Source organism: Amycolatopsis anabasis (assembly GCF_009765355.1).
Classification (GTDB): Bacteria; Actinomycetota; Actinomycetes; order Mycobacteriales; family Pseudonocardiaceae; genus Amycolatopsis; species Amycolatopsis anabasis.
Window position 1 is genome coordinate 1 of the sequence record NZ_VTHK01000132.1, and the last position, 4,491, is coordinate 4,491.

The 4,491-nt window shown below is 68.7% G+C and carries 5 protein-coding genes; 2 read left to right on the top strand and 3 right to left on the bottom strand.

Annotated features, from left to right (window positions below):
• Nucleotides 1-225: 225 nt before the first annotated feature.
• Entirely contained in the window at nt 226-744 is a 519-nt protein-coding gene (locus tag FXO23_RS50230) for an amidohydrolase family protein (protein WP_218952444.1), read from the bottom strand.
• A gap of 225 nt (nt 745-969) precedes the next feature.
• On the opposite strand from FXO23_RS50230, the gene FXO23_RS50235 reads away from it, so the two are divergent.
• A complete protein-coding gene (locus FXO23_RS50235; RefSeq protein ID WP_218952445.1) occupies nt 970-1,926 on the top strand; it encodes a helix-turn-helix transcriptional regulator in 957 nt (318 codons plus the stop codon).
• 122 nt (nt 1,927-2,048) lie between these two features.
• On the opposite strand, the gene FXO23_RS50240 is transcribed toward FXO23_RS50235, so the two are convergent.
• Both FXO23_RS50240 and FXO23_RS50245 read right to left on the bottom strand, forming a co-directional pair.
• Nucleotides 2,049-2,420: an OsmC family protein gene (locus tag FXO23_RS50240; protein WP_158896257.1), complete on the bottom strand. Its 372-nt coding sequence runs from the start codon at nt 2,418-2,420 to the stop codon at nt 2,049-2,051.
• Between the two features lie 158 nt (nt 2,421-2,578).
• Complete coding sequence (locus tag FXO23_RS50245; protein WP_158896259.1) at nt 2,579-3,532, bottom strand: NADP-dependent oxidoreductase; 954 nt, start codon at nt 3,530-3,532, stop codon at nt 2,579-2,581.
• Between the two features lie 82 nt (nt 3,533-3,614).
• On the opposite strand from FXO23_RS50245, the gene FXO23_RS50250 reads away from it, so the two are divergent.
• Entirely contained in the window at nt 3,615-4,187 is a 573-nt protein-coding gene (locus FXO23_RS50250) for a TetR/AcrR family transcriptional regulator (RefSeq protein ID WP_158896261.1), read from the top strand.
• The last annotated feature ends 304 nt before the right edge of the window (nt 4,188-4,491 follow it).

Sequence of the window (4,491 nt, forward strand, 5' to 3'; positions counted from 1 at the left end):
GACCCGACGGTGGTGGCCTCTCACCTCCACTCAAACCACAGCGCCTCACGGCGCACGAAGCCCGTGGTGAACGCGTTCTCCGTCACCTTCGGTGACCGCTGGCCGGTCGCCGAAACCTACTGATCAACAACGCCGGAAACACCGATCACGGGATAGACCCCCGCTCATGCCGATTTGAGTATGTTCGGCTGTTGCTGTCGATGCTTCCGATCGATGGTGTGGTGTTCAGGTGACGTTGTTCGTTTGGTTCGGGGTGGCGCCGAGGAGTTGGTGGGCGTTGCGGGTGGTGAGTTGTCGCCAGGTGGGATCGGTTCCGGGCCAGGTGGTGTCGAGCGTGGTGAGGGCTCGGAGGACGTGGAGGTGGCGGGTCCAGACGTAGTCGCTGCCGTAGAGCAGGTGCTCGGGTGTGGCGATGGTGGACAGGGCGGTGATCTGGGATTGGGTGAGGGTGCCTGCCAGGTCGTAGTAGAAGCGGTGCAGCAGTTCGGAAGCCGATGGGCCGTGGGTGTCTTCGCTCAGGGTGGCGAACAGTTCCAGTCGGTCGGCCAGCAGGGGCAGCACGCCGCCGGCGTGGGGGACGATCAGGCGCAGGTGGGGGTCACCGAGGTAGTGCCCGGCGGTGTTGGTCATCCAGATGACCCCGTCGGCGCCGTCGGTGAAGGCGTGGCCGATCTCGTCGAGTGCGCCGTCGATGTCGGGTAGTGGCAGGGAGGCGAAGTAGCCGAGCGCATTCCGCAAACGCACTCTATTGCCGACGAGCGGTTGCACTGAGGGCATGTGTCCCATTGGGGTGATTTCGTCCCGGTTCTCTGCTCCGACCGCGTGACAGTGCCCCCGGGATCCACCATTTCCGCGCCGACAGGAGGATGCTGCTCGCCGTCCTGGCGGCGGTTGGACCCCACGTCGCCATAGTCTTGTTGTGTCAAGGGAGTCCTGACTGTGGCCGCCGCCCCTTCATCACCTCAGCAGGTGCTGTTAGAGACCACCGACCACGAATGGGCGGGCGAGTACCTGACCAACGTCTACGGTGGCAAGTTCCGGGTGGGCGTGGGCCAGAAAGGCGCTCCCATCCGCTTCAACAGGCTGGTCACCGAGACGTTCGCCTTCATGACCGCCACGCACGTCGCCGACATCGGGTACATCTTGGAGTCGGTGCCGGAGTTGATGATCGCCCGCCCCCGCACGCCGGTGGACGTCGGGTACGGGGGCGCCGAGTACCGGCGCGGCCCTGGCGACGTGTACCCGTGCAACACCACCGAGGACCATCCGCCGATCCGCGCGCGGTGGTACGACGGGGCGGTGCAGGCCGTCACGTTTCCCTTCGGGTTGCTCGACCAGGTGGCCGCTCCCGCAGAGACTCGTCGCCCGGGGCCGGTCCGTTTCACGGACGTGTGCACCACGACCCGGGACGCCGCGGACCAGATGATCGCGACCTTCGACTACGTCGCCACCAGCCTGCGTGATCGGCCCGAGGCCATGAACGAGCCGCTTGTGAAGGGCGCGGCGGGCCGCCTGCTGGCCGCGGCGGCGCTGACCGCCTTCCCCAACACCGCACTGGTCGACCCCACCATCGAAGACCGGCACGACGCCCACCCGGCCACCCTGCGCCGCGCGATCGCCTTCATCGACGACCACGCCCATCTGGATATCAGTGTCGCCGATATCGCCGCCGCCGCGCACGTCTCCATCCGCGCACTGCAGTACGCCTTCCGGAAACACCGCTGCACCACCCCGACCGGTTACCTCCGCCAAGCCCGCCTCCAGCACGCCCACCAGGACCTGCTGGCCGCCGACCGCACCATCAGAGTCACCGTCACCGAAATCGCCGCCCGCTGGGGCTTCTTCCACCCCGGCCGCTTCGCCCACCACTACCGCACCGGCTACGGCCGCCCGCCCTACCGAACTCTGCAACGCGACGGTCGCTGACCCCAGACTCCGAGGACGCCAAACCCCAGCTCCACGCCGAACACCGGATGCACTCTCATGCCGCTTATCGGGCGCCTGCGCGAAGGCTATGCCGACGAGCGGATACTTCTGACGGGGGCTGGTCAGACAGCGTGGAAGACCAGCGGCTTGCTCAGGGTGGACAGCACCGGCGAGCGCGCGAGCCGCTCCAGGAGCGCGGGCCGATGAACCTCTAGCTCGGGGTCGAGGACGAGTTCATAGCGGAACCGCGTGGTGGACTCCTCGCGCTCCAGTTCCACTCGCACCTGTACCCCGGCGTCGGTGATGCCGAGGTCGGTCAGTGCCATCCGCGCCGAAATGGTCATGCACGTGGCCAGGGAAGCCTCCAGCAGTTCGTGGGGTCGCAGCCCCGCCGAACCGCCGACGTCCCCTTTACGGGTATCGGCGGTGCCCTCGTTGCCACCTGCGCCGAACCTGACCTGCCATGGTGTCGGAAGTGCCACCGCCTCGACCATCGCCTTGCCTCCTCCGCCGGAACCCGACTCGCCGGAATCGTAGTGATCAGCTCACATGACGAGAAGCGCATATTCAAATACTGGGAAAGGCCGGTCTGACGGAGTGAGCGTCCAGTGCTTGTTCGGCAGTGGGATCGCCTGGCCAGGCGGCTAGGCGATCACAGGACGAGCGTGAGCTTGCCGCCGGGCCGACGGGACTGGCTGAGTTTGGCTGCCTCGTGGATCTGGTCGAGGGTGTAGGTGCGGGCGACCGATACGGCCAGGACGCCTTCGCCGGCGAGCCGGGCGAACTCGTCCAGCCGGTCGTAGCGCATGTCGATGTGGGTGATCCGGGTGCCCAGTTCGGCCGCGGCGGCGAAGTCGGAGACGGTGAGGACGCGGTCGGGGTCGCCGGTCAGCTTGATGAGGGTCGGCAGTGAGCCGCCGGCCGGGCTGGTCTGGTCGGGGCGGTCGATCCGGCCGCCGGTCGGGGCCGTGTCCAGGGCACGGTCAATGCGGCCTGCGGCCAGTGCGGTGACGCGTTCGGCCATGCCGTCGCTGTAGCCGGTCACCTGGGCGCCGATCTCTTCCAGAGCGGCGGCCCGTGCGGGCCCGGCGGTGGCGATCACCTGGATACCCCGGTGCAGCGCGAAGCGCACCGCGGCCTCGCCGACGGTGGAGCCCGCGCCGTGGACGAGCAGCAATTCACCCGGCTGGATGCCGAGGTCGTCGAGCGCGTGCCACGCCGTCTCGGCCGCCATCGGCAGCGCGGCGGCCTGCTCGGCGGTGACGCCCTCGGGAACGCGTGCCCAGGCCGCCATCAGCGCGTACTCGGCGGCCCCGGCGGTCGGGCCGTCGAAGGTCGCCGGGCCGAACACACGGTCGCCGATCTCGACGCCGGTGACGCCCTCCCCGAGCGCGTCGACGGTGCCCGCGACCTCGAGCCCGAGCCCGCGCGGCAGCGGCGGCAACCGGTCGGCGAAGAGGCCGTCGACCACCGCCCAGTCGGCCGGGTTCAGGCCGCACGCCCGCACGGCGATCCGGATCTGGCCGGGCCCCGGCTCCGGCTTCGGGACGTCACGGAGCACGAGCACGTCCGGGGAACCGAATCGGTCGAACTGTAGAGCCTTCATGACGATCTCCCGCGTGATGACAGCATCTGTTGTCATCGACCCTAGCAGAACGACGACAGCCTCTGCTGTCATCCTGGTGGCTATGCCGAGATGGGAATCCGACGCACAAGGCAGGCTCGAGCGCGCGGCGCTCGAGCTGTTCGAGACGCAGGGATTCGAGCGCACCACGGTCGCGCAGATCGCGCGTACCGCCGGTCTGACCGAGCGCTCCTTCTACCGGTACTTCCCCGACAAGCGGGAAGTCCTTTTCGCCGGCAGCGAGCTCGAGGCCCACCTCGTCGCCCAGGTCGAGGCGGCCGCCCCCGGCCTCACGCCGTTCGAGGCGCTGCTGACCGCGCTGGGGACCGCCGACAAGGTCTTCCGCTCGCGCGAGTTCCTGCTGCGCCGCGTCGCGGTGATCGCCGCCAGCCCAGCACTGGCCGAACGCGACCTGATCAAACTCGCCGACATCGCACGCGCACTGGCACGGGCGCTCGAGCGCCGCGGCGTCGAGTCCGGCGAGGCACGCTTCATCATCGACGTGGCGATCGCGATCTCCCGGCACGCCACGTCCCGCTGGCTGGCCGACCCGGACGCGACCTTGTCCGAGCTCATCGCCCAGGCCGCCGCCGAGCTGCGCGAGGCGGTCACGCCGCGAGCCCCGACGGTCCGCTGAGCAGGAGCGGCTGGGCTCCCCCCATCGGCGATCAAGCCCAGTCAGACGTTGCAGCCGGGGCCGGGCGCATGCATTGCCAAACGCCCTCTCATGCCGCGAAGCGGACGTTTTGCCGATGAGCGACAACAAGTAGTGAGACTCCGGTCCGCGTCCGCACCTGAGCGGCAACGTGTCCTGAGAGAGGGCGCTCACCCAGTCTCAGGACACGTTGCATCGGCCTTGGTCAGCGGGGCGCCCACCGGCATGATGAACCGCCCCGGGTCTGATGGAGGCTCCTCGTGTGAGTGAGGATGTGGATCATGGC

Coding starts and splice junctions, on each gene's coding strand:
- FXO23_RS50240 (WP_158896257.1), bottom strand. CDS start 2,420: ATGGTCGAGGCGGTGGCACTTCCGACACCATGGCAGGTCAGGTTCGGC.
- FXO23_RS50245 (WP_158896259.1), bottom strand. CDS start 3,532: ATGAAGGCTCTACAGTTCGACCGATTCGGTTCCCCGGACGTGCTCGTG.
- FXO23_RS50250 (WP_158896261.1), top strand. CDS start 3,615: ATGCCGAGATGGGAATCCGACGCACAAGGCAGGCTCGAGCGCGCGGCG.